This window comes from Falsiroseomonas sp. HW251 (assembly GCF_050563545.1).
GTDB lineage: Bacteria > Pseudomonadota > Alphaproteobacteria > Acetobacterales > Acetobacteraceae > Falsiroseomonas.
The window spans coordinates 23,883-42,631 of the sequence record NZ_JBNXUM010000004.1; the positions used below are offsets into that span (position 1 = coordinate 23,883).

Sequence of the window (18,749 nt, forward strand, 5' to 3'; positions counted from 1 at the left end):
GAAGAACATAACAAGAACGTTGATGCAAGCTCCGTCTTTGCCCGGCGTCCCGGCGGGCGCGCTTCGCACTGGACGCGACGGCGGCGGCGTCCGAACATGCCGGGCCGGGGAAGGAGAATCTGCATGCCCGACAATCCCGTCTCGTCGCCGCTGCGGCGGCGCCTGCTGGTCCTGCGGCTTGCCGCGCTTGGCGGCGCCGCGGGCGTGCCGGGCCTGGCCGCCGCGCAAGGCACGAAGGGGGGCGGCGGCGCCCCGCCGCAGCAGGCCCCGCAGGCCCAACCTCCCCAGGCCGCGCCTCCGCAGGCCCAGGCGCCGCAGGGCGGCAAGGGCGGCGCGCCGGCACCGCAGCAGCGCAGTGGCCTCACCGACAGCGATCCCTCCGACGAGCCCGGCAACGGCCGCACCGGCAACCAGGCGCAGCGCCAGCCGCGCACCGGACAGAACGATTCCGATCCCTCCGACCCGCCGGGCGGCGGGCGCGGCGGCAATCGGCCGAACACCGGGGCGAGCGACAGCGACCCCTCCGACCCGCCCGGCGGCGGCCGCGGCGGCAACCGTCAGCAGACCGGCGTGACCGACAACGACCCGAACGACCCGCCGAATGGCGGCATCCGCGGGCCGCGCACGGGGATGACCGATTCCGATCCGAACGACCCTGCCAATGGCGGACGCACCGGCAATGCGGGGGCGAGCGATTCCGATCCCTCCGACCCGCCGGGCCGCGGCCGGGGCGGCGGAGGCAACCGTCCGCAGCAGCCCGCGGGCCCGAGCGACAGCGACCCCTCCGATCCGCCGGGGCGCGGCCGCGGATCCCAGGGCCCGACCAAGAGCACCTGAGCGCGGGCGCGCGGGGGGCCTGCTGGACCCGCATTGCCCTGACTGTGTCAGGGCAATGCGGGTCCATCTTTCTCCGGCCGGGCGATTCACCCGCTTCGCATGCCCGCCTGCGGCGCGCACAGTCACAGCGATCGCGGGCTACCGCAGCAGGATCCCCCGCCCCGCGAAGAAGCGGTCGAAGACCGCCGGCGCCAGCCGCGCATCCCTGCGCGACGCCGGCGTGTCGCCGGAGGGGTTGTGGAAACGGATCGCCCCGTCGGGCGCGGTGCCGAAGCAGAGCACGAGATGCCCGCCGCGGCCCGGCGCGGGCCGGTCCGGCCAGCGGATCGCGCCATGCACCGAGGCGATGAGGAGCGCGCCGCCGGCGAGGAGCGCGGGGATGTCGGAGGCCGTGCGGTCCAGCAGGATCTCGGCCGCGATCCCCTGCCCCGCCAGCCACGCGACGGCGCCGGCATAGACCAGGCCGCGGATCGTGCCGTCGGGCTGCACGACATAGCCGCCCACGTCCTGCACGCCGCGGCGGATCGCGTGGATCGGCGGGATGGGCAGACCCCGCGCGCCGACCGCCATCTGCAGGCAGGCGCAGCCGCAGAGATGCTCGGCCCAGAGGGCGTATTCGTCGGGAGTCTCGGCGCCGGAATGCCGCCAGAGCGGGTCGGTGGCGGGGCTGCGGCCGGCGAGGAACTCGGCGACGAGATCGGCCGATTCCCATTGGGCGCGGTAGGGGGGGATCGTGTCCTGGCCCCCTCCCCATCCCTCCCCCGCGACGGCGGGGGAGGGGGAAGTGGCCCCCCGCCGCCGTTGCGGAGGCTCGTGGCACTGCCACGAGGCCGAAGGCTTGTCGGGAGGGGGGTGCTTCCCGCTCACCCCTGGTCGTTCAGATGGCACGCGCTGCGGTGCCCCGCTTCCACCGTCCTCAGCGCCGGCACCTCCACGCGGCACCGGTCGAAGGCGAGCGGGCAGCGCGGGTGGAAGTGGCAACCCTTCGGCGGATTGAGCGGCGAGGGGATCTCTCCCTTCACCACGGCGAAGGCGCGCTTGCGGTTCTCGATCCGCGGCACGCTGTCGAGCAGCGAGCGCGTGTAGGGATGGTTCGGGCGGCGGAAGATGGTCTCGGTCGGCGCTTCCTCGACCACGCGGCCGAGATACATGATGACCACGCGGTCGCTGAGATGCTCGACCACGCCGAGGTCGTGGCTGATGAAGAGATAGGTCAGGTCGAGCTCTCGCCGGAGCCGCATGAAGAGGTTCAGGATCTGCGCCTGAATCGATACGTCGAGCGCGGCCACCGCCTCGTCGCAGACGATGAATTCGGGCTGCACCGCGAGCGCGCGCGCGATGCCGATGCGCTGGCGCTGGCCGCCCGAGAACTGGTGGGGGTAGCGGCGCTTGAAGCCGGGGTCGAGGCCCGCGCGGCGCATCTGCTCGTCCACGTAGTCCTGGAAGTCGCCGCGGCTGACCAGGCCATGGACCAGCGGCGCCTCGCCCACGATGTCGGCGACGCGCATGCGCGGGTTGAGCGAGGCATAGGGGTCCTGGAAGATCATCTGCCGGCGCAGCTTGGCGGTGCGCGCGGCCTCGCCGCCCAGCGTCGCGACGTCCTGGCCCTTCCAGGCGACGTGACCGTCTGATTGCGGGAGGATGCCCGCGACGATGCGGCCGAGGGTGGACTTGCCGCAGCCGGATTCCCCGACCAGGCCGACCACCTCGCCCTTGCGGACGCGGAGATCGACCTTGTCCACGGCGTGGACGATCTCCTCCTTCACGTTGGCGCCGAGCCGCCGCGCAAGCTTCGCCGCGATATCGAGCTTCTTGGCGAAGCGGCGGGAGACGCCGCGAAGCTCCACCATCGGCACTTCGGTGTCGGTGAAGACGCGCGGTGCGTTCTGTTCGATTGCCACGCTCACGCCGCTTCCTCGCGCGTCGTTTCCATGTGCGGGAAGTGGCAGCGCGCGAGCCGCCCGGGCTTCCATTCCGCGAGCTCGGGCATCACCGCGCATTCCCCGGCGGCGCGCGGGCAGCGCGCGCGGAAGGCGCAGCCCGGCGGCAGCGACAGCAGCGAGGGCGTCATGCCCGGGATCTGGCGCAGCGGCTCGCCGCGGCGATTGCGCGACGGGACGCTGCCGATCAGGCCATGGGTGTAGGGATGCAGCGGGCTGTCCAGCACCTCGCCAACGTCGCCCTGCTCGACGATGCGGCCGGCATACATGACTGCGATGTCGTCGGCGAGGCCGGCGACGACCGAGAGGTCGTGCGTGATCCAGATCAGCGACGTCCCGGTGTTGAGCGCGAGCTTCTGCACCTCGGCGAGGATCTGGCCCTGGATGGTGACATCGAGCGCAGTGGTGGGCTCGTCCGCCACGATCAGGTCCGGCCGGTGCAGCAGCGCGATGGCGATGGCGACGCGCTGGCGCATGCCGCCGGAGAATTGGTGGGGATAGGCCTTCAGCCGCTCGTCGGGGCTCGGGATGCCGACCAGGCCGAGCGCGTCGCGGGCGCGGCTGCGGGCCTCCGCCTCGCTCACCTTCTCATGCGCGAGGACGGTCTCGATCATCTGGGTGTCCACGCGCAGGACCGGGTTGAGCGTCATCATCGGGTCCTGGAAGATCATCGCGATCCGGTTGCCGCGGAGCTGGCGCATCGCCTCCTCGGACAGTGTCGCGAGGTCCTGGCCCTTGAAGAGGATCTGGCCGCCGGCGATGCGGCCGGGCGGGTCCACCAGGCCCATGATCGAGAAGCCCGTGACGGACTTGCCGGAGCCGGATTCCCCGACGAGGCCGAGCACCTTGCCGCGCCCGACGGTGAAGGAGACGTCGTCCACCGCCTTCACCACGCCGACGCGGGTGAAGAAGTGGGTGCGGAGGTTGCGGACTTCGAGGGTGGGGGAGGTCATCGCGATTGCCCCCTCCCAACCCTCCCCCGCAACGGCGGGGGAGGGCCAAGCGGGCCGACCGCGCACGCTTCTCTTCCCCCTCCCCCGCAGTTGCGGGGGAGGGATGGGGAGGGGGCCCGGTTCACACCCCCCCTCACTTCTTCAGCCTCGGATTCAAGACATCCCGCAGGTGGTCGCCAACCAGGTTGATGCTGACGATCGTCACCAGCAACGCGATGCCGGGGTAGAAGCTGATCCAGTACTTCCCGCTCAGCATGTACTCGTAGCCATTCGCGATCAGCAGCCCCAGCGAGGGCTCGGTGATCGGCACGCCAAGGCCGAGGAAGGACAGCGTCGCCTCCAGCGCGATGGCGCGCGCGACCTGCATCGTCGCGATGACGATCAGCGGCGGCAGGCAGTTCGGCAGGAGATGGCGGAACAGGATGCGGCGGGTCGGCAGCGCCAGGCACTGCGCGGCCTCGATGTATTCGCGCCGGCGTTCCACGAGCGCGGTGCCGCGGACGGTGCGGGCGTAGTAGGCCCACTCCACCACCACGATAGCGATGACCACGTTCATCACGGACTTGCCGAGGAAGGCGAGGATCATCAGCGCGACGAGGATCGCGGGGAAGGAGAGCTGCAGGTCCACCAGGCGCATGATCGCGCTGTCGGTCTTGCCGCCGGCATAGGCCGCGAGCAGCCCGAGCGAGGCGCCGACCAGGCAGGCCAGCACCGCCGAGCCCGCGCCGACGGTCAGCGAGATGCGCAGCCCGTACATGATGGCCGACATCATGTCGCGCCCCTGGTCGTCGGTGCCGAGCCAGAAGGTCATGGTGTCGTCGCCGTTGCGCGAACCCGGTTCGAGCCGGCCGTCCATGATGTCGAGCACGGCGAGGTCGTAGGGGTTCTGCGGCGCGATCAGCGGCGCGAGGAAGGCGAGCAGGATGATCACGGTGAAGACCGCGAGCCCGAACAGCGCGAGCCTCGATTCCGCGAATTCCGACACGAAGCGCCGGAACGGCGTCTCCGCGGCGAGCGGCGAGGTGACGATGGCGAGGTCGCGGACGGCGAGCGACCGTTCGGCGGCGCTTTCGCTCATGCTACTTGCCCTCCAGCCGGACCCGCGGGTCGAGCACGGAATAGGTGAGGTCCACCACCAGGTTGATGGTGATGAACATCAGCACGACGATCATGAGGTAGGCGACGATCACCGGCCGATCCAGCACGTTGATCGAATCGATGATCAGCTTGCCCATCCCCGGCCAGGCGAAGATCGATTCCGTGACCACCGAGAAGGCGATGGTGGAGCCGAACTCCAGCCCGGTGACGGTCACCACGGGGATCAGGATGTTCTTGAAGACGTGCACGAAGGTCACGCGGAAGGGCGTCAGGCCCTTGGCGCGGGCGAACTTCACGTAATCCATCAGCATGGTCTCCCGCACGCCGGCTCGCGTCAGGCGGATCACCAGGCTGATCTTGAAGAGCGCGAGGTTTAGCGCCGGCATCAGCAGGTGCCGGAGACCGTCCCAGGTCAGGAAGGACCAGCGCATGCCGAGGATGGTCACGGTCTCGCCGCGGCCGGTGGAGGGCAGCCAGCCCAGCTGGACCGCGAAGACCATGATCAGCATCAGCCCGACCCAGAAGGTCGGCAGCGAGAAGCCGAGGATCGAGCCCGCCATGATCGCCTTGGAGCCGATGCCGTTGGGCCGCAGCCCGGCATAGAGGCCGAGGGGGAGGCCGATGAGGATCGCGCCGACCGTCGCGGCGACGGCGAGCTCGAGCGTCGCGGGCATGCGCTGCAGGATCAGCTGCAGCGCCGGTTCGTTGAAGACGAAGGAACGGCCGAGGTCGCCCTGCAGCGCGCGCCCGACGAAGACGAGGTACTGCTCCCACAGCGGCAGGTCGAGGCCGAGGGCGCGGATGGCGCGCTCACGCTCGATCTGGTCGGCGTCGGGGCTGATCAGGATCTCGACGGGATCGCCGATGGCGTAGACGCCGATGAAGACGATGATGGACATCGCGATCACGACGCCGACGGCCTGGATCAGGCGGCGGAGGAGGTAGACGCTCATCGGGCGCTCCGCGGCTTCCGACTGACGTCGCGCGCCGAGACGCTCCCTCCCCCGCAAGCGGGAAACGGACGGGGTGGGGGTTCGAGGATGAGGGCGCGCCGGACGAAGCACCCCCTCCCTGACCCTTCCCCGCTTGCGAGGGAGGGAAGATCTTGGGCTGGGGAGGTGGCCCTTGCGACCACGCTCAGCGCATCGCCGCCGGACGCACGTCCTGCGCGCGCGTCAGCTCGTCCACCCTCGGCGTGTAGGAGAGATTACGCCGCATCGCCCAGATGTTGGTCTGGATGTGCAGCGGGATGATCGCGACGTCCTCGGCCGCCATGCGCTGGATGTCCATCAGCATCCGCTCCCGCTTGCTGTCGTCGAGCTCGACCAGGCTCTCGGCCAGCATGGCGTCGAGCTGCGGGTTGGAATAGCGCCCGCGGTTCGACGCGCCCCAGCCGCGTTCCTGGCTGACGGTGCCGATGATGTTGCGCATGGGATGGCTGCCGTCGGGGTTGGACCCCCAGCCGATGAGATGCGCGGAATACTCGGCCCGCGCGGCGCGGTTGACGAAGGTGGCCCAGGTCTGCGCCTCGACCGTCGTGCGCACGCCGATGCGCGTCCACATCGCGCCGATCGCCTGGGCGATACGGGCATCGTTGGTGTAGCGGTCGTTCGGCGCGTTGAGCTGGATGCGGAAGCCCTGGGGATAGCCGGCCTCGGCCAGCAGGCGCCGCGCGCCCTCCGGGTCGAAGGCGGGGGGTTGGATGTCCTGGACGTAGCTGAAGGTGCCGGGCGGCAGGAACTGGCCCGACGGCGTCGCCGCGCCGTCCATGATGCGCTCGGTGATGGCGCGGCGGTCGATCGCCATGGACAGCGCGCGGCGCACGCGCACGTCCTTCAGCGGGTTGCGCCCCAGCGGGCGGCCGTCATTGTCGGTGACGAAGGGGCTGTTCTCGTTCGCGGCGCGCAGGTGGTCGAGGCCGAGGAAGATCAGGCGCAGCCCGATCGTCTCGTCCAGCTTCAGCCGCTGGTCGCCGCGCAGCCGCGCCAGGTCCGTCGTCGGCACCTGGTCGATGAAGTCGAGGTCGCCGGCCAGCAGCCCCGCGGTGCGCGCGGCGTCGTTGGTGATCATGCGGTAGCTCACGCGCTGGAAGGGCGATGCGCCGCCCCAGTAATCCGCGTAGCGCTCGAACTCGATGCGGTCGCCGCTGCGGTGCTGCACGACGCGGAAGGGGCCGGTGCCGATGGCGAGCTGGCCGGAATTGAAGCCCTCGGTCGTCGCATTGGCATGGGTCTGCGCGTCGATGATGCGGACATTGGTCATGTCGAGCGGCAGCAGCGGATAGGGTGCCGCGGTATGGAAGCGGATCGTGAGGGGATCCACGATCTCGATCCGCGTGATCGGGCGCGAATAGGCCGCGTAGGAGGAGGGCGAGTTCGGCACGTTGGGCAGGCGCTGCAGCGTGAAGGCGACGTCGTCGGCGCCGAACTCGCTGCCGTTGTGGAAGCGCACGCCGGGGCGGAGCCTGAACTCCCAGGTCGTCGGCCCGACCGCGCGCCATTCCGTCGCCAGGCCGGGCACCATGCGGGCCTGCGCATCGGTCTCGATGAGCTGGCTGAAGATCATGTCGGCGACGGCGTTGTTCGGCGAGAGCTGGTGATAGTGCGGATCGAGCGACGTCACGGGAGAGCCGACGCCCATCGTCAGCAACGGCACGGTGCCTTGCGGCGCCTGCGCCAGTGCGGCCTGCGGCATCGCTCCGGCCGCCAGCGCGACGCCCGAAACCGCAGCCGAAAAGGCCGCCCGGATGCCCGTTCGCATCGCTTTCTCCCTCGGTCCCAGGAATTTTCCCTTATGCGCCGCTTTAGCAGCCCGGGCCAGGGGCGACTAGATCGGCGCCGCCCGCCGGCCCGGCGTCACGGAGAGGCCGGCAACCCCGGGTTGCTCCGCCTATGGCAGCCGGCATCCTGGCACGCGCTTTCGCGCACCGCGTTAACCCATCCCGGCCATCTCGCGTGCTAGAAGCAACGGCACGGGACAATGCCCCGGTAACGATCCTCACGGTTTCGTGAGTAAACCTCCGTTTCGTTGAGTTTCCGTTTCCAACTCGGCAGGTTGACCCTGCCGGCCGCCCCCGTCGGAGAGTCGAAGGTTTTCCCCCCGATGAGACCCGCCCTTGGTTTGATGTCGCGATTGCGGTCCCTGGCATCCAGCCGCGCCGATCACGGCGCGCCGGACGCCCTGGCGATCGGCAAGCGCCTGCTGCCCCCGTCGGAGGAGCAGGCGACCGATCCCGGCCCGCCGCTCGCCACCGGCCTGACGCTCGAAGCCTGGATCGACCATGCCGAGCCCGGCGGGGAGGCGACCGAGCATCAGATCGTCATCCGCAACATCCACGGCACCCATGCCGCCGATGGCTGCCCGGAGCCCTTCGCGCTGCGCGCGCGCTGCGAGACCACGGGCTCCACGCGGCTGTTCCTGGTGGAGCGGATCAGCGGGCTGCGCGCGCGCCGCGCCGGCCCCAGCATGACGCGGGCCGAGGACATCGCGATGTGGCTGCGCGTCGAATCCGGCCTGCTGCACCAGCGCGACATCGAGAGGCTCACCGGCCTGCGCCGCCGCGCGCAGGAGGAAGCGGAGTCGCTGGACCAGCCCGGCCGCGACCGCCGCTGGGTGGAGCCCACGGCGATCCGCATCGAGACCACGCGCGACGACGCGCCCATGGCCCGCCGCATCGAAGAGATGCTGCTTCTGTCCTGGGATCCGGGCCCCGACGGGGCGCCCGCGGTGATCTACGTCGCCAAGGACGCCGAGGCGCGTCGCGGCCGCGCCGTGCGGATCGCCCCGGGCGGCGACGCGCCGAACCGGCTGCTGATGCTGCAGGCGCCGGCGGGCACGGCGATCCCCGTCGCGGAGGTGCCGCACTGGGTCGCGGGGCTGCCGCAGCGGCGCACCGTGATGGCGGCGGCGCAGTAGGGCCGCCCTACTCCTCCTGCGCGGGGGCGACGGGCAGGATGGCGGTCTCCTTCGGGCTCGCCATCGCCAGGATCGTCTCGGTCCGCTCCACGCCGGGCTGGCCGCGCACCTCCTCCGACACGAAGCTCTCGAGCGCCGCGATGTCGGCCAGGCGCAGCTTCAGCAGGTAGCACCAGGGCCCGGTGACGGTGTGGCACTCCAGCACCGCCTCCTGCTTGCGCATGGCCTTGAGGAAGGCCGCGTCGTCGCGGCCCGGGCGCATTGCGACGAAGACGAAGGCCAGCAGCGGGCAGCCCGCCGCGACGGGATCGAGCTCGATCCGCCAGCCCCGGATGACGCCGCGCTCCTCCAGCCGCTTCACGCGCTCGGCGGTGGCGGAGACCGACAGGCCGGCGGCCTTCGACAGCTCGGCAAGGCCGGCGGCGCTGTCCAGCTGCAGCGCCAGGATCAGGTTGCGGTCTATCTCGTCCATGTCGGCATGACTGTAACCCCGTAAAAGCAACGGCGCCAAGCAGCTTCTGCCGGAAAAGCGTCGGCCGAATGCCGCAGCCCAGACACGCGACACAATGTGGAGACGTGCGAAACACGATTCCCACACGCCGAAACCGCGGTGAAACGCGGCCCCGCTACACCAGGGCCATCGCAACGCCGAACCAGGGAGCCCGCGCGATGAGCCCGAAGGACGTCACCCCGATCCCGCTGCGCCGCCGCCTCGGCGCCTGGATCGCGGCGCTGCGCTACCGGCCCGAGCGCCACTACATGCGGGGCCGCCGCTCGGCCTGACCGGACCTCGCGGCGGGCTGCCGGCTCGACCTGGTGGCGCAGCGCGCGCTCGACCTGCGGCGCACGGCGACGCCCTGAACCTGCCGGCGGTCGGATTGTTCGCGCCGCTCGCACGCTGCGCGAAGCAACTGAAACGTTCCGTACAATAATCGAAACGAGGCGCGAAGTCCGTGTGCAACGTTGCACCGGCAGAGTCTCCCCACGCCCAGAGGCGATCCGCCGGGGCATCGAATGGGAGACATGACGATGACCGTGCCGCGCACCGCCGACAAGCACGAGTACTACGGCGACTCGCTCCTCCTCGACTCCGCCATCACCTTCGACCGTCACGACTGGGTCACGGGCGTGTTCTTCGACGCTCCGACCGACCCGACGCTCTACGACATCCTGATCGACTGGGTGGTGCCGGGCGATGTCGTGCTGGAGATCATCGGCAGCGGCTATGGCGACACGATCTACGCCGACCAAAACGACGACACCGTCAAGGGTGGCGGCGGCAAGGACATCCTGTACGGGCTCGACGGGGACGACCTGATCGCGGGCGACTACTACGACAGCGAGAGCCTTGGCGCGGCGGACACGATCGACGGGGGCGCCGGCGACGATGCGATCTTCGGCGGCGGTGGCGACGACCTGCTCAAGGGCGGGGCGGACGACGACACCCTTGTCGGCAATGACGGCAACGACAAGCTGATGGGCGACGCGGGCGCCGACGTCCTGGCCGGCGGCAAGGGCAACGACACATACTACCTCGGCAGCAGCGACACGATGGAGGAAGCCGCGGGGGAAGGCGTGGATACCGTCATCCTGCTCGACCAGAACACCTACACGCTGGGCGCCAACTTCGAGAACCTGATCTTCTCCTACACCGGCAACGCCGACCTCACGGGCAATGCGGCGGCGAACATGATCACGGGGGCGGGCGGCAACGACATCCTGCGCGGCAACGAGGGCGCCGATACGCTGAACGGCAACGCCGGCGCGGACACGATGTACGGTGGCGCCGGCAGCGATACCTACGTGGTGTTCCAGACGACCGACAAGGTCGTGGAGTACAGCAACGCCGGCATCGACACCGTCAGGACGACGCTGTCGGAATACACCTTGGGCGCCAACGTGGAGAACCTGGTTTCCATCGGCGCCTACGGCATCAACGGCACCGGCAACGCGCTGGGCAACACGATGACGGGCAACGCGGTCAACGACACGCTGAACGGGCTGGACGGCAACGATGCGCTGATCGGCCAGGGCGGGAACGACAGCATGCTCGGCGGTAACGGAGGCGACTGGATGTCGGGCGGCGCCGGCGTGGACTGGATGCGCGGCGAGGCCGGCAACGACACGATCCTGGGTGGCGCCGACATGGACTACATGTATGGCGGCGACGGCGCCGACGCGATGGATGGCGGCGACTTCGGCGACGTCATGTACGGCGACGGCGGCAACGACAGCATGCAGGGCGGCCTCGGCAACGACACCATGCAGGGCGGCACCGGCGGCGATACGATCCACGGCGGCGACGGCAACGACCGGGTCCGCGGCAATGCCGGCGCGGATGCGATGTACGGCGACGCCGGCAACGACGTCTTCGTCTACGGCTCGACGGCCGACAGCAACACCACCACCGGCCGCGACTTCATCTACGACTTCGTCAAGGGCCAGGACAGGATCGACCTGTCGCTGATCGACGCCAACACGGCGCTGACCGGCAACCAGGCCTTCTCCTTCCTCGCGGTGAAGCCGATGTTCGCCTCGGCCGGCGACCTCACCGTCACCGAGAACCTGGTCGGCACCGTGGTCCAGGGCGACGTGAACGGCGACGGCTTCGCGGACATCTCGATCGTCGTGGTCGGCGTCACCGGCATGACGGCGAGCGACTTCGTCCTCTGACGCCGAAGGGCCGAGGCGCGGCGGGCGGCGGGAGCGATCCCGCCGCCTTTCCGCATCACTGCGGCGCGGGGACCTGTTCCGGACGCACCATCATGGCGTTGAAACGCCGCTCCGGCCGCGACGTCACCACCAGGCCGCGGCGGGAGGCGAATTCCCAGCTGGGATGGAAGACCGGGATGATCGCGACGTCCTCCATCGCGGCCTCGATCGCGGCGGCGAGCTTCGCGTTGCGCGCGGCGGGATCGAGCTCCTCCAGCGCGGCCTGGATCAGCGCGTCCACCGCGGGGTTGGAATAGCGCGTGCGGTTGGCGTTGCCGTAGCCGCGGCCGGCCTCGAAGGAATGCGCGACGGCGCGCGGGCCCTGCCCGGCCTCGTCGGTGCCGTATTGCGCGACGAAGGCGGAATAGGCCTGGCGCGAGGCCTCGGTGAAGAAGACCTGGCCGGCGACGCCGGCGACGCCGGCCTGGACGCCGATGCGGTTCCACATCTGCGCGATGGCCTGCGCGACCTGCTCGTCCTTGGGATAGCGGTCGGTGGTGGCGTGCAGCGTGAGGCGGAAGCCGTTGGGAAAGCCGGCCTCGGCCAGCAGGGCGCGGGCCCGCTGCGGGTCGTATGGCGTGGGGCGGAGCGCCTGGCTGGTGCCCTCGATGCTGGACGGCAGGAACTGGCTGGCGGGCGTCGCGCTGCCTTCCATCAGCCGCGTCGTGATGGCGTTGCGGTCGATCGCCATGGACAGCGCCTGGCGCACGCGGCGGTCGCGCAGCGGGTTGCCCGGCGGCGTGCCGCCGGTGGCGAAGGGGCTCTCGGCGCGGACGCTGTCGAGCGCGATGTAGTGCACGACGGCGGCCGGCCCGCTGAACAGGCGGAAGCGCGCGTCGTTGGCGATGCGCTGCTTGTCCGCGGTCGGCACCAGGTCGATGGCGTCGAGGTCGCCCGACAGCAGCGCGGCGACGCGGGAGGGATCGCGCGTGATGGTGCGCAGCGTCACCTGCGCCCAGGTCGCGCGGCCGCCCCACCAGGCCTCGTTGCGGGACACCGTCAGGCTCTCGATGTTGACCCAGGAGGAGAAGCGGTAGGGACCGGTGCCGACGACGCGGCCGGCGTTGAACTCCGACGTCGTCTGCGCGGCGTCGCGCGCCGGGATGACCAGCACGCGCGCGACGTCGCCGGGCAGCGTCGCGGTCGGCGCGGTCGTGACGATGCGGATGCGGTGGTCGTCCAGCACCTGCACTTCCTTCACCGTGCGGATGAAAGGGGTGAAGAGCGCGGGGCTGTTCGGCACGGTCGGCACGCGCGCGAAGGTCGCGACGACGTCGCGCGCGGTAAACGGCGTGCCGTCGTGGAAGCGCACGTCGCGGCGCAGCTCGAACTCCCAGGTGTTGGGATCGACCATCCGCCAGGACGTCGCGAGCGAGGGGCGGACCTGCAGCGTCTCGTCGATGTCGGTCAGGCCCTCGAACACCATGGGATGGGCGTTGCCGGCGGGGAAGCCGTTGAAGAAATGCGGGTCCATGGTGTTGAGCTGCAGCTGCGTGCCCAGGGTGAGGGTCTGGGCCCCTGCCCCGCCTGCCACCAGCGCCAGCGCCGCGGCCATCGCGATCCGCTTCATCGTCCGTCTCCCGTTCTTGCCGCGATGATGCCGCGCGGCGGATTGTCGCGCCATATCGCGCGGTCCTAGGCTCCGGGGATGACCAGACCCCCGCGCATCGCCCTCGGCGGCTTCATGCTGGAGAGCAACGGCCACGCGCCCGTCGCGACCAGGGCCGAGTTCCAGGCGAGCTGCTGGCTCGAGGGCGCGGCGCTGGCCGCCGACCTCGCGACGCCGGCGCCGCGGGGCCCGACGGGCCTGTCGGGCTTCATCCAGGCCATGGATGGCGGGCGGGCGTGGGAGCCGGTCTACACCTTCGCCGCCACCGCCGGCGCATCCGGCAACATGGACCAGGCAGCCTTCGACGAGGTCTGCGAGCGGATTTGCGCGGGCATCCGCGACGCCATGCCGGTGGACGGCGTCTTCCTCGCGCTGCATGGCGCGGCGACGGCGACGGTGGACCGCGATCCCGACGGCACGCTGCTGCGCATGGTCCGCGACATCGTCGGGCCCGATGTCCCGGTGCTCGCCACGCTCGACCTGCACTGCAACGTCTCGTGGGAGATGGTGCGGCAGGCCGACATGCTCTGCGGCTACATCACCAACCCGCATGTGGACCAGGCCGAGCGAGGCGCGGAATGCGCTTCCGTGATGCGCGCGATGCTGGGCGGGCAGAAGCCGAGGATGGCCTTCGTGAAGCTGCCCTTCATCCCGCCGGCGACCAGCCAGAACACGGCGGCGGGGACCTACGCCGACGCGATCGCCTATGGGCAGCGCTTCCTCGACCACGAGGTGCTGAATGTCTCGGTGGTGTCGGGCTTCTCGCTCGGCGACACGCCGAAGAACGGGCTCTCGGTGATGGTGACGACGCGCACGGATGCGCGCCGCGCGCAGCAGGTCGCGGCCGACATCGCGGCCTGGATCTGGGCGACGCGAGAGCGGTGGGTGACGAACCTCACCAGCCTCGAGGACGCGACGCGGATGGCGCTGGAGGTCGGGCGCGACGCGTCGAAGCCCTCGCTGCTGTTCGCGGATGTCGCGGACAATCCGGGCGGCGGCGGGCGCGGCAACACCGCCTTCATCCTGGAGGCCTTCGTCAAGGCAGGCGTCGAGGGCGCGGTGCTCGGCATCCACAACGACCCCGCCCTGGCGGCGGAGGCGCATGGCCGCGGCCTCGGCGCCCGCTTCCTAGCGCGCTTCAACCGCGACGAGACCAACGTCTTCTCCAAGCCCTTCGAGGCCGAGTCGGTGGTGGAGGCGCTGACCGATGGCGAGGTGATCGGGCGGCGCGGCATCTACAAGGGGCGCAGCGTGTCGCTGGGGCCGACGGCGCTGCTGCGGATCGGCGGCGTGCGCGTCGCGGTGGTGACGAACCGGCGGCAACTCGCGGAGCCGCGGATGGTGGAATCGCTCGGCGTGGACCTGCGCGCGGTGCGGAGCCTGGTGGTGAAGTCGCGCGGGCATTTCCGCGCGGGCTTCGACGACATCTGGACGCCCGAGCGCATCATCGAGGTGGACGTGCCGGGCCTGACCACGGTGGTGCTGTCGCGCGTGCCCTGGCGCGAGGTGCCGCGGCCGATCTACCCGCTCGACCCCGACATGGCCTGGACGCCGCCGCGGCCGGAGGAGGTGCCGGTCAGGGGGTAGACCGCGGCAAGCTCTCTCCCCCACAGGGGGGAGAGGATTACGGACAGCGCGTGCTACGCCGCGGGCAGGCGCATCACGAAGGTCGAGCCGCCGCTCAAGGCGGGCTCCAGGCTCAGGCTGCCGCCCATCGCCTGCACCATGTTGCGCGCGATGAAGAGGCCGAGGCCCGCGCCGCCATGCCGCCGCGCGATGGCGGGGTCGGCCTGCTCGAAGGGCTCGAAGATGCGCGCGCGCGCGCTGACCGGCACGCCCGGGCCGGTGTCGGTGACGCGGATCTCCGCCACGCGCAGCGCCAGATGCAGCGACAGCGTCACCTCGCCGTCCGGCGGCGTGAACTTCAGCGCGTTGCCCAGCAGGTTCAGCAGCACCGGGCCGACCAGGCCGGGATCGCCGCGCCAGGGCGCGCTTTCCGGCAGGTCGAGCCGCAGCCGCAGCGGCTTCGCCGCGAAGAGCGGGGCCAGCAGGCGCGCCTGGTCGGCCAGCGTCCGGGCAAGGTCGAAGGGCTCCTGCCGCGGCTCGATCCGCCCGGAATCGAGCCGCGTGACCGCGAGCAGCGTCTCCACCAGGGACAGCATGGCGCGCCCGGCCTTGCCGATCTCCTCGGCCTGGCGGCGGACCTCGCTGCCCGGCGCGCCCTCGGTGGCCAGCAGGTCGGCAAAGCCGAGGATCGCGGTCAGCGGCGTGCGGAGCTCGTGGCTGGCATGGCCGAGGAAGGCCTCCCGCGCCTGGCGCGACTGCTCGACCTGCAGGCTGGCGGCCTTCAGCGCCTCCGCCAGGCGGCCTTCGCGCGTTTCGTCCGCGGCGAGCAGCATGTCGAGATGCAGCGAGACGCCCGGCGCCTGCACCTGCAGCGCGGTCTCGAGAGAGAGGCGCATGTGCAGCGGCCCATGCAGCGGCGAGAAGGCGGTGTGCAGCGCGGGATCGCCGCCGGGGCCGGGCTGCGCCGGCGCAAGGCCGAGCAGCGCGGCGGCTTCTTCCCACGGCATGCCGCGCATCGCGCGGTCGGAGACGCCGAGCAGCGCGGCCAATGCGGGGGTGATGCCGAGCAGCCGCGCGCCCTCCCCCGTCTTCTCCAGCAGGATCGCCGGGGCATGCGGGACGAGCAGCGCGGGGGCGGCGACCTCGCCGCTCGCGGCCATGGCGGCGGCCTGCTCCAGCGCGGCCTCGGCCAGGCGATCCGCCGGCCCGGCGGCGCGCAGCATCGCCACCGCGGCGGCCAGCGGGCCGCGCGCTTCCATGTCCCAGGGCCGGCAGGCGCCGCGCACCGTCTCCTTCCAGAGGGAGAAGGACCGGCGGGGGGAAAGCCTGCCCCGCGGCCCGCGCTCGGCCGGTTTGGCGGGATCGCCCGCCCAATGGACCTCCTGCTGCAATTCGCGCCGGAACAGGGCGAGCCAGCCGCCGCCGGGCAGCGCTGCGGCGAGCATGCCGGCGGGCTGCGCGCGCTGCTTGTCGCCGGATGGCGGCAGGTCGAGGCGCGGGCGTTCCAGCACGCCGACGGGCTGCGTCTCGGCCGCGAGCGCGCGCAGCGCAGCGGGATCGGGCGCGAGGCCGACCGCGACAAGGCGCGTGCCGTCGAGCCAGGCGATGCCCTCGGCGCCCGCGGCGGCGGCCAGGCCGCCGGGGCGGAGCAGGAGGCTGAGGAGGAGGTCCTCGGGCGCGCCCGCGGCGGCAGCGCGGCGCAGGCCGCCGATGGCGTGCAGGCGCCGTTCCTCCGCCGTCTCCTCCATGCGGTCGAGCAGGTCGGAGAAGGGCTGCACCAGGCCGGTCAGGGCGTCGCGCATGCCCGCGGGCGGCAGGCGCGCGCGCCCGTGGTGGCAGGCGATCAGGCCCCAGAGCTCGCCCTTGTGCAGCAGGCTGACCGAGAGCGAGGCGCGCACGCCCATGTTGCGCAGGTATTCCATGTGCGTCGGCGAGACCGAGCGCAGCACTGCGAAGGAGAGGTCGGGCGGCTGGGCGCCGGCATGCATCAGCGGCTGCGGCAAGTCCTCGCTGTCGGCGATGACGCGGATCAGGGACTGGCGGTACAGCGCGCGCGCCTGGGACGGGATGTCTGAGGCGGGGTAGCGCAGGCCGAGATAGGGCGGCAGCTCGGGCCGGCGGCGCTCCGCGATGACCTCGCCCGACCAATCGGGATGGAAGCGGTAGACCATGACGCGGTCGTAGCCCGAGAGGCGGGCGACGCCGTCGGCGACGAGCTGGGCGGCGGCGAAGGGATTGGGCGCGGCCTGGCGCAGCTGCTCCGCGAGGCGGGCGCCGGCGGCTTCGGCCACGGCGACGACGGATTCCGACAGCGGCTCGCTCGGGCGGACCCATTCCAGGACAAAGGTGTCGCCCTGGCGGTGGCCGAGGCATTCGAGGCCGGCGGGCCCGGGCAGGCGGATGGGCGCGCCCTGCGAAAGCCCGGGCAGCGCCTCGGCCAGGCGGGGGGAGAGGAGGCCGCCGGAGGGGGAGCCGGGCTCGGGCTCGGCGGCCAGGCCGAGGAGGCCGGCGAGGCCGGCGGAGGCGGCGATCACCCGCCGCGAGCGGGCGTGCAGGACGAGAAGCCCGCCCCGCGGCTGCACCAGGCCGAGGGTCGCGAGCGGCTCCCTCTCGCAGTCCCGTAGTGCGCCGGCGTCGAGCATGGCCTCAGTGTGGGCGGGTCATGACCACGGTGACAGTGACAAACGGGCCATTAGGGCGTTTTGCGGGGTGGGCGTTGGGGCGGGTGCGGTGTCGGCGACGCCCTCTCCCGCTCCATCATTTTCCTCCCCCGCACGGGCGACTCCCTCCCCCGCAGGCGCGGGAGGGACATCATGGAGCGGGGAGGTCGGCGCTTCGGCGGAGAGGGAATTCGATTGGCCGGGTTCGTGCCCGCTCAGATGTAGTGCTCTGCCAGCGGCGTGAAGCCGTTGAAGCCCTGGCTGGCATAGGTCGTGACATAGGCGCCGGTCGCCATCAGCTGCACGCGGTCGCCGCAATCCAGCGCCATCGGCAGGCGGTAGTTCGACTTCTCGTATAGCGTGTCGGTGCTGTCGCAGGTCGGGCCCGCGATGGTCACCGGGCCGTCCGCCTCGCCGTCATGCGGCGTGCGGATGGCGTAGCGGATCGCCTCGCCCTCGGTCTCGGCCAGGCCGCCGAAGCGGCCGATGTCGAGATAGACCCAGCGCACGGGATCGTCCTCGCCCTTGCGGGAGACGAGCACGACCTCGCTCTCCACCACGCCGGCCTCGCCGACGAGAAAGCGGCCGGGCTCCACCACGATCTCGGGCAGGGCGTTGCCGAAATGCTCGGCCATTGCGCCCATGATCGCTGCGCCGAAATCGTCGATGCCCGGCACTTCCGCGCGGTAGCGCACGGGATAGCCGCCGCCGAGATTGACCATGCGCAGCGTCACGCCGGCCTCGCGCAGGTCGGAGAAGACCATCGCGGCCTGGCCGATCGCGGCCTGGTAGGCGTCGGTGCGGGTCTGCTGCGAGCCCACATGGAAGGAGATGCCGTAGGGATCGAGGCCCCACTCGCCGGCCTTCCCCATGAGCTCGACCGCCATCTTCGCCTCGCAGCCGAACTTGCGGGAGAGCGGCCACTCCGCGCCCTTGTTCTCCACGAGGATGCGGCAGTAGACGCGCGCGCCGGGGGCGCAGCGCGCGAGCTTCCTCAGCTCGGGCTCCGAGTCGAAGGCGAACATGGTCACGCCAGCCGCGAAGGCCGCGCGGATCGCGCTCTCCTTCTTCACGGTGTTGCCGTAGGAGATGCGGTCGGGATCGGCGCCGGCGGCTAGGCAGGCCTCGATCTCCTCGAAGGACGCGGCGTCGAAGGAGGAGCCGAGGCCGGTCAGGCGCGCCAGAATCGGCGCGGCCGGATTGGCCTTCACGGCGTAGTAGACGCGCGCCAGCGGCAGCGCGGCCGTCAGCCTGCGGTAATTCGCCTCCACCGTGTCCACGTCCAGCACGAGGCAAGGCGTGGCAGGCGCATGCAGGCGCAGGAAGGCTGCGATCTTCGGGTTCATCGCGCCCCACTCCCATCTTCTGTCGCGGAAACCGCCCGAAGCGAGGGAGCGGCCCCAGTGTTGACGAAACGGTCCAACGAACCAGCGAAGTGGACTCCGGACCCCTTGCGCCT

Annotated in this window: 14 protein-coding genes; 4 read left to right on the forward strand and 10 right to left on the reverse strand. The window is 71.3% G+C overall.

Going from position 1 to position 18,749, the window contains the following annotated elements; genetic code table 11:
• Positions 1-123: 123 nt before the first annotated feature.
• Positions 124-837, forward strand: coding sequence for a hypothetical protein (locus ACLF3M_RS05475; RefSeq protein WP_430655853.1), 714 nt, complete (start codon positions 124-126; stop codon positions 835-837).
• A gap of 138 nt (positions 838-975) precedes the next feature.
• Here ACLF3M_RS05475 and ACLF3M_RS05480 read toward each other — a convergent pair whose 3' ends face one another.
• The 6 genes from ACLF3M_RS05480 to ACLF3M_RS05505 all read right to left on the reverse strand — a co-directional run bounded on the left by ACLF3M_RS05480 (position 976) and on the right by ACLF3M_RS05505 (position 7,588).
• Positions 976-1,704: a hypothetical protein gene (locus ACLF3M_RS05480; RefSeq protein ID WP_430655854.1), complete on the reverse strand. Its 729-nt coding sequence runs from the start codon at positions 1,702-1,704 to the stop codon at positions 976-978.
• Positions 1,701-2,687 carry an ABC transporter ATP-binding protein gene (locus ACLF3M_RS05485; protein ID WP_430656145.1) on the reverse strand — a complete coding sequence of 329 codons (987 nt, stop codon included), beginning with the start codon at positions 2,685-2,687 and terminating at the stop codon, positions 1,701-1,703. The genes ACLF3M_RS05480 and ACLF3M_RS05485 overlap by 4 nt, the downstream gene beginning before the upstream one ends.
• A gap of 53 nt (positions 2,688-2,740) precedes the next feature.
• On the reverse strand, positions 2,741-3,730 hold the full coding sequence (locus tag ACLF3M_RS05490; protein WP_430655855.1) for an ABC transporter ATP-binding protein: 990 nt from the start codon (positions 3,728-3,730) through the stop codon (positions 2,741-2,743).
• 133 nt (positions 3,731-3,863) lie between these two features.
• Complete coding sequence (locus ACLF3M_RS05495) at positions 3,864-4,808, reverse strand: ABC transporter permease (protein WP_430655856.1); 945 nt, start codon at positions 4,806-4,808, stop codon at positions 3,864-3,866.
• 1 nt (position 4,809) lies between these two features.
• Positions 4,810-5,781 carry an ABC transporter permease gene (locus tag ACLF3M_RS05500; protein ID WP_430655857.1) on the reverse strand — a complete coding sequence of 324 codons (972 nt, stop codon included), beginning with the start codon at positions 5,779-5,781 and terminating at the stop codon, positions 4,810-4,812.
• Positions 5,782-5,965: 184 nt separating this feature from the next.
• Positions 5,966-7,588, reverse strand: coding sequence for an ABC transporter substrate-binding protein (locus ACLF3M_RS05505; RefSeq protein WP_430655858.1), 1,623 nt, complete (start codon positions 7,586-7,588; stop codon positions 5,966-5,968).
• A gap of 372 nt (positions 7,589-7,960) precedes the next feature.
• Between ACLF3M_RS05505 and ACLF3M_RS05510 the strand changes: the two genes are divergently transcribed.
• The gene (locus ACLF3M_RS05510) at positions 7,961-8,743 is read left to right on the forward strand and encodes a hypothetical protein (RefSeq protein WP_430655859.1); all 783 of its coding nucleotides are present in this window, start codon (positions 7,961-7,963) and stop codon (positions 8,741-8,743) included.
• Between the two features lie 7 nt (positions 8,744-8,750).
• Here the strand turns inward: ACLF3M_RS05510 and ACLF3M_RS05515 are convergent, their stop codons facing one another.
• On the reverse strand, positions 8,751-9,215 hold the full coding sequence (locus tag ACLF3M_RS05515) for an Lrp/AsnC family transcriptional regulator (protein WP_430655860.1): 465 nt from the start codon (positions 9,213-9,215) through the stop codon (positions 8,751-8,753).
• A gap of 551 nt (positions 9,216-9,766) precedes the next feature.
• Here ACLF3M_RS05515 and ACLF3M_RS05520 point away from each other — a divergent pair.
• Complete coding sequence (locus ACLF3M_RS05520; protein WP_430655861.1) at positions 9,767-11,416, forward strand: calcium-binding protein; 1,650 nt, start codon at positions 9,767-9,769, stop codon at positions 11,414-11,416.
• A 55-nt stretch (positions 11,417-11,471) separates the two neighbouring features.
• Here the strand turns inward: ACLF3M_RS05520 and ACLF3M_RS05525 are convergent, their stop codons facing one another.
• Positions 11,472-13,025, reverse strand: a complete 1,554-nt coding sequence (locus ACLF3M_RS05525) for an ABC transporter substrate-binding protein (protein WP_430655862.1) — start codon at positions 13,023-13,025, stop codon at positions 11,472-11,474.
• 78 nt (positions 13,026-13,103) lie between these two features.
• On the opposite strand from ACLF3M_RS05525, the gene ACLF3M_RS05530 reads away from it, so the two are divergent.
• Complete coding sequence (locus ACLF3M_RS05530; RefSeq protein WP_430655863.1) at positions 13,104-14,651, forward strand: M81 family metallopeptidase; 1,548 nt, start codon at positions 13,104-13,106, stop codon at positions 14,649-14,651.
• Between the two features lie 53 nt (positions 14,652-14,704).
• Here the strand turns inward: ACLF3M_RS05530 and ACLF3M_RS05535 are convergent, their stop codons facing one another.
• Positions 14,705-17,272: an ATP-binding protein gene (locus ACLF3M_RS05535; protein WP_430655864.1), complete on the reverse strand. Its 2,568-nt coding sequence runs from the start codon at positions 17,270-17,272 to the stop codon at positions 14,705-14,707.
• A 233-nt stretch (positions 17,273-17,505) separates the two neighbouring features.
• A complete protein-coding gene (locus ACLF3M_RS05540; RefSeq protein ID WP_430655865.1) occupies positions 17,506-18,636 on the reverse strand; it encodes a type III PLP-dependent enzyme in 1,131 nt (376 codons plus the stop codon).
• Between the last annotated feature and the right edge of the window lie 113 nt (positions 18,637-18,749).

Coding starts and splice junctions, on each gene's coding strand:
- ACLF3M_RS05475 (WP_430655853.1), top strand. CDS start 124: ATGCCCGACAATCCCGTCTCGTCGCCGCTGCGGCGGCGCCTGCTGGTC.
- ACLF3M_RS05485 (WP_430656145.1), bottom strand. CDS start 2,687: ATGGTGGAGCTTCGCGGCGTCTCCCGCCGCTTCGCCAAGAAGCTCGAT.
- ACLF3M_RS05490 (WP_430655855.1), bottom strand. CDS start 3,730: ATGACCTCCCCCACCCTCGAAGTCCGCAACCTCCGCACCCACTTCTTC.
- ACLF3M_RS05495 (WP_430655856.1), bottom strand. CDS start 4,808: ATGAGCGAAAGCGCCGCCGAACGGTCGCTCGCCGTCCGCGACCTCGCC.
- ACLF3M_RS05500 (WP_430655857.1), bottom strand. CDS start 5,781: ATGAGCGTCTACCTCCTCCGCCGCCTGATCCAGGCCGTCGGCGTCGTG.
- ACLF3M_RS05505 (WP_430655858.1), bottom strand. CDS start 7,588: ATGCGAACGGGCATCCGGGCGGCCTTTTCGGCTGCGGTTTCGGGCGTC.
- ACLF3M_RS05515 (WP_430655860.1), bottom strand. CDS start 9,215: ATGGACGAGATAGACCGCAACCTGATCCTGGCGCTGCAGCTGGACAGC.
- ACLF3M_RS05520 (WP_430655861.1), top strand. CDS start 9,767: ATGACGATGACCGTGCCGCGCACCGCCGACAAGCACGAGTACTACGGC.
- ACLF3M_RS05525 (WP_430655862.1), bottom strand. CDS start 13,025: ATGAAGCGGATCGCGATGGCCGCGGCGCTGGCGCTGGTGGCAGGCGGG.
- ACLF3M_RS05530 (WP_430655863.1), top strand. CDS start 13,104: ATGACCAGACCCCCGCGCATCGCCCTCGGCGGCTTCATGCTGGAGAGC.
- ACLF3M_RS05535 (WP_430655864.1), bottom strand. CDS start 17,272: ATGCTCGACGCCGGCGCACTACGGGACTGCGAGAGGGAGCCGCTCGCG.
- ACLF3M_RS05540 (WP_430655865.1), bottom strand. CDS start 18,636: ATGAACCCGAAGATCGCAGCCTTCCTGCGCCTGCATGCGCCTGCCACG.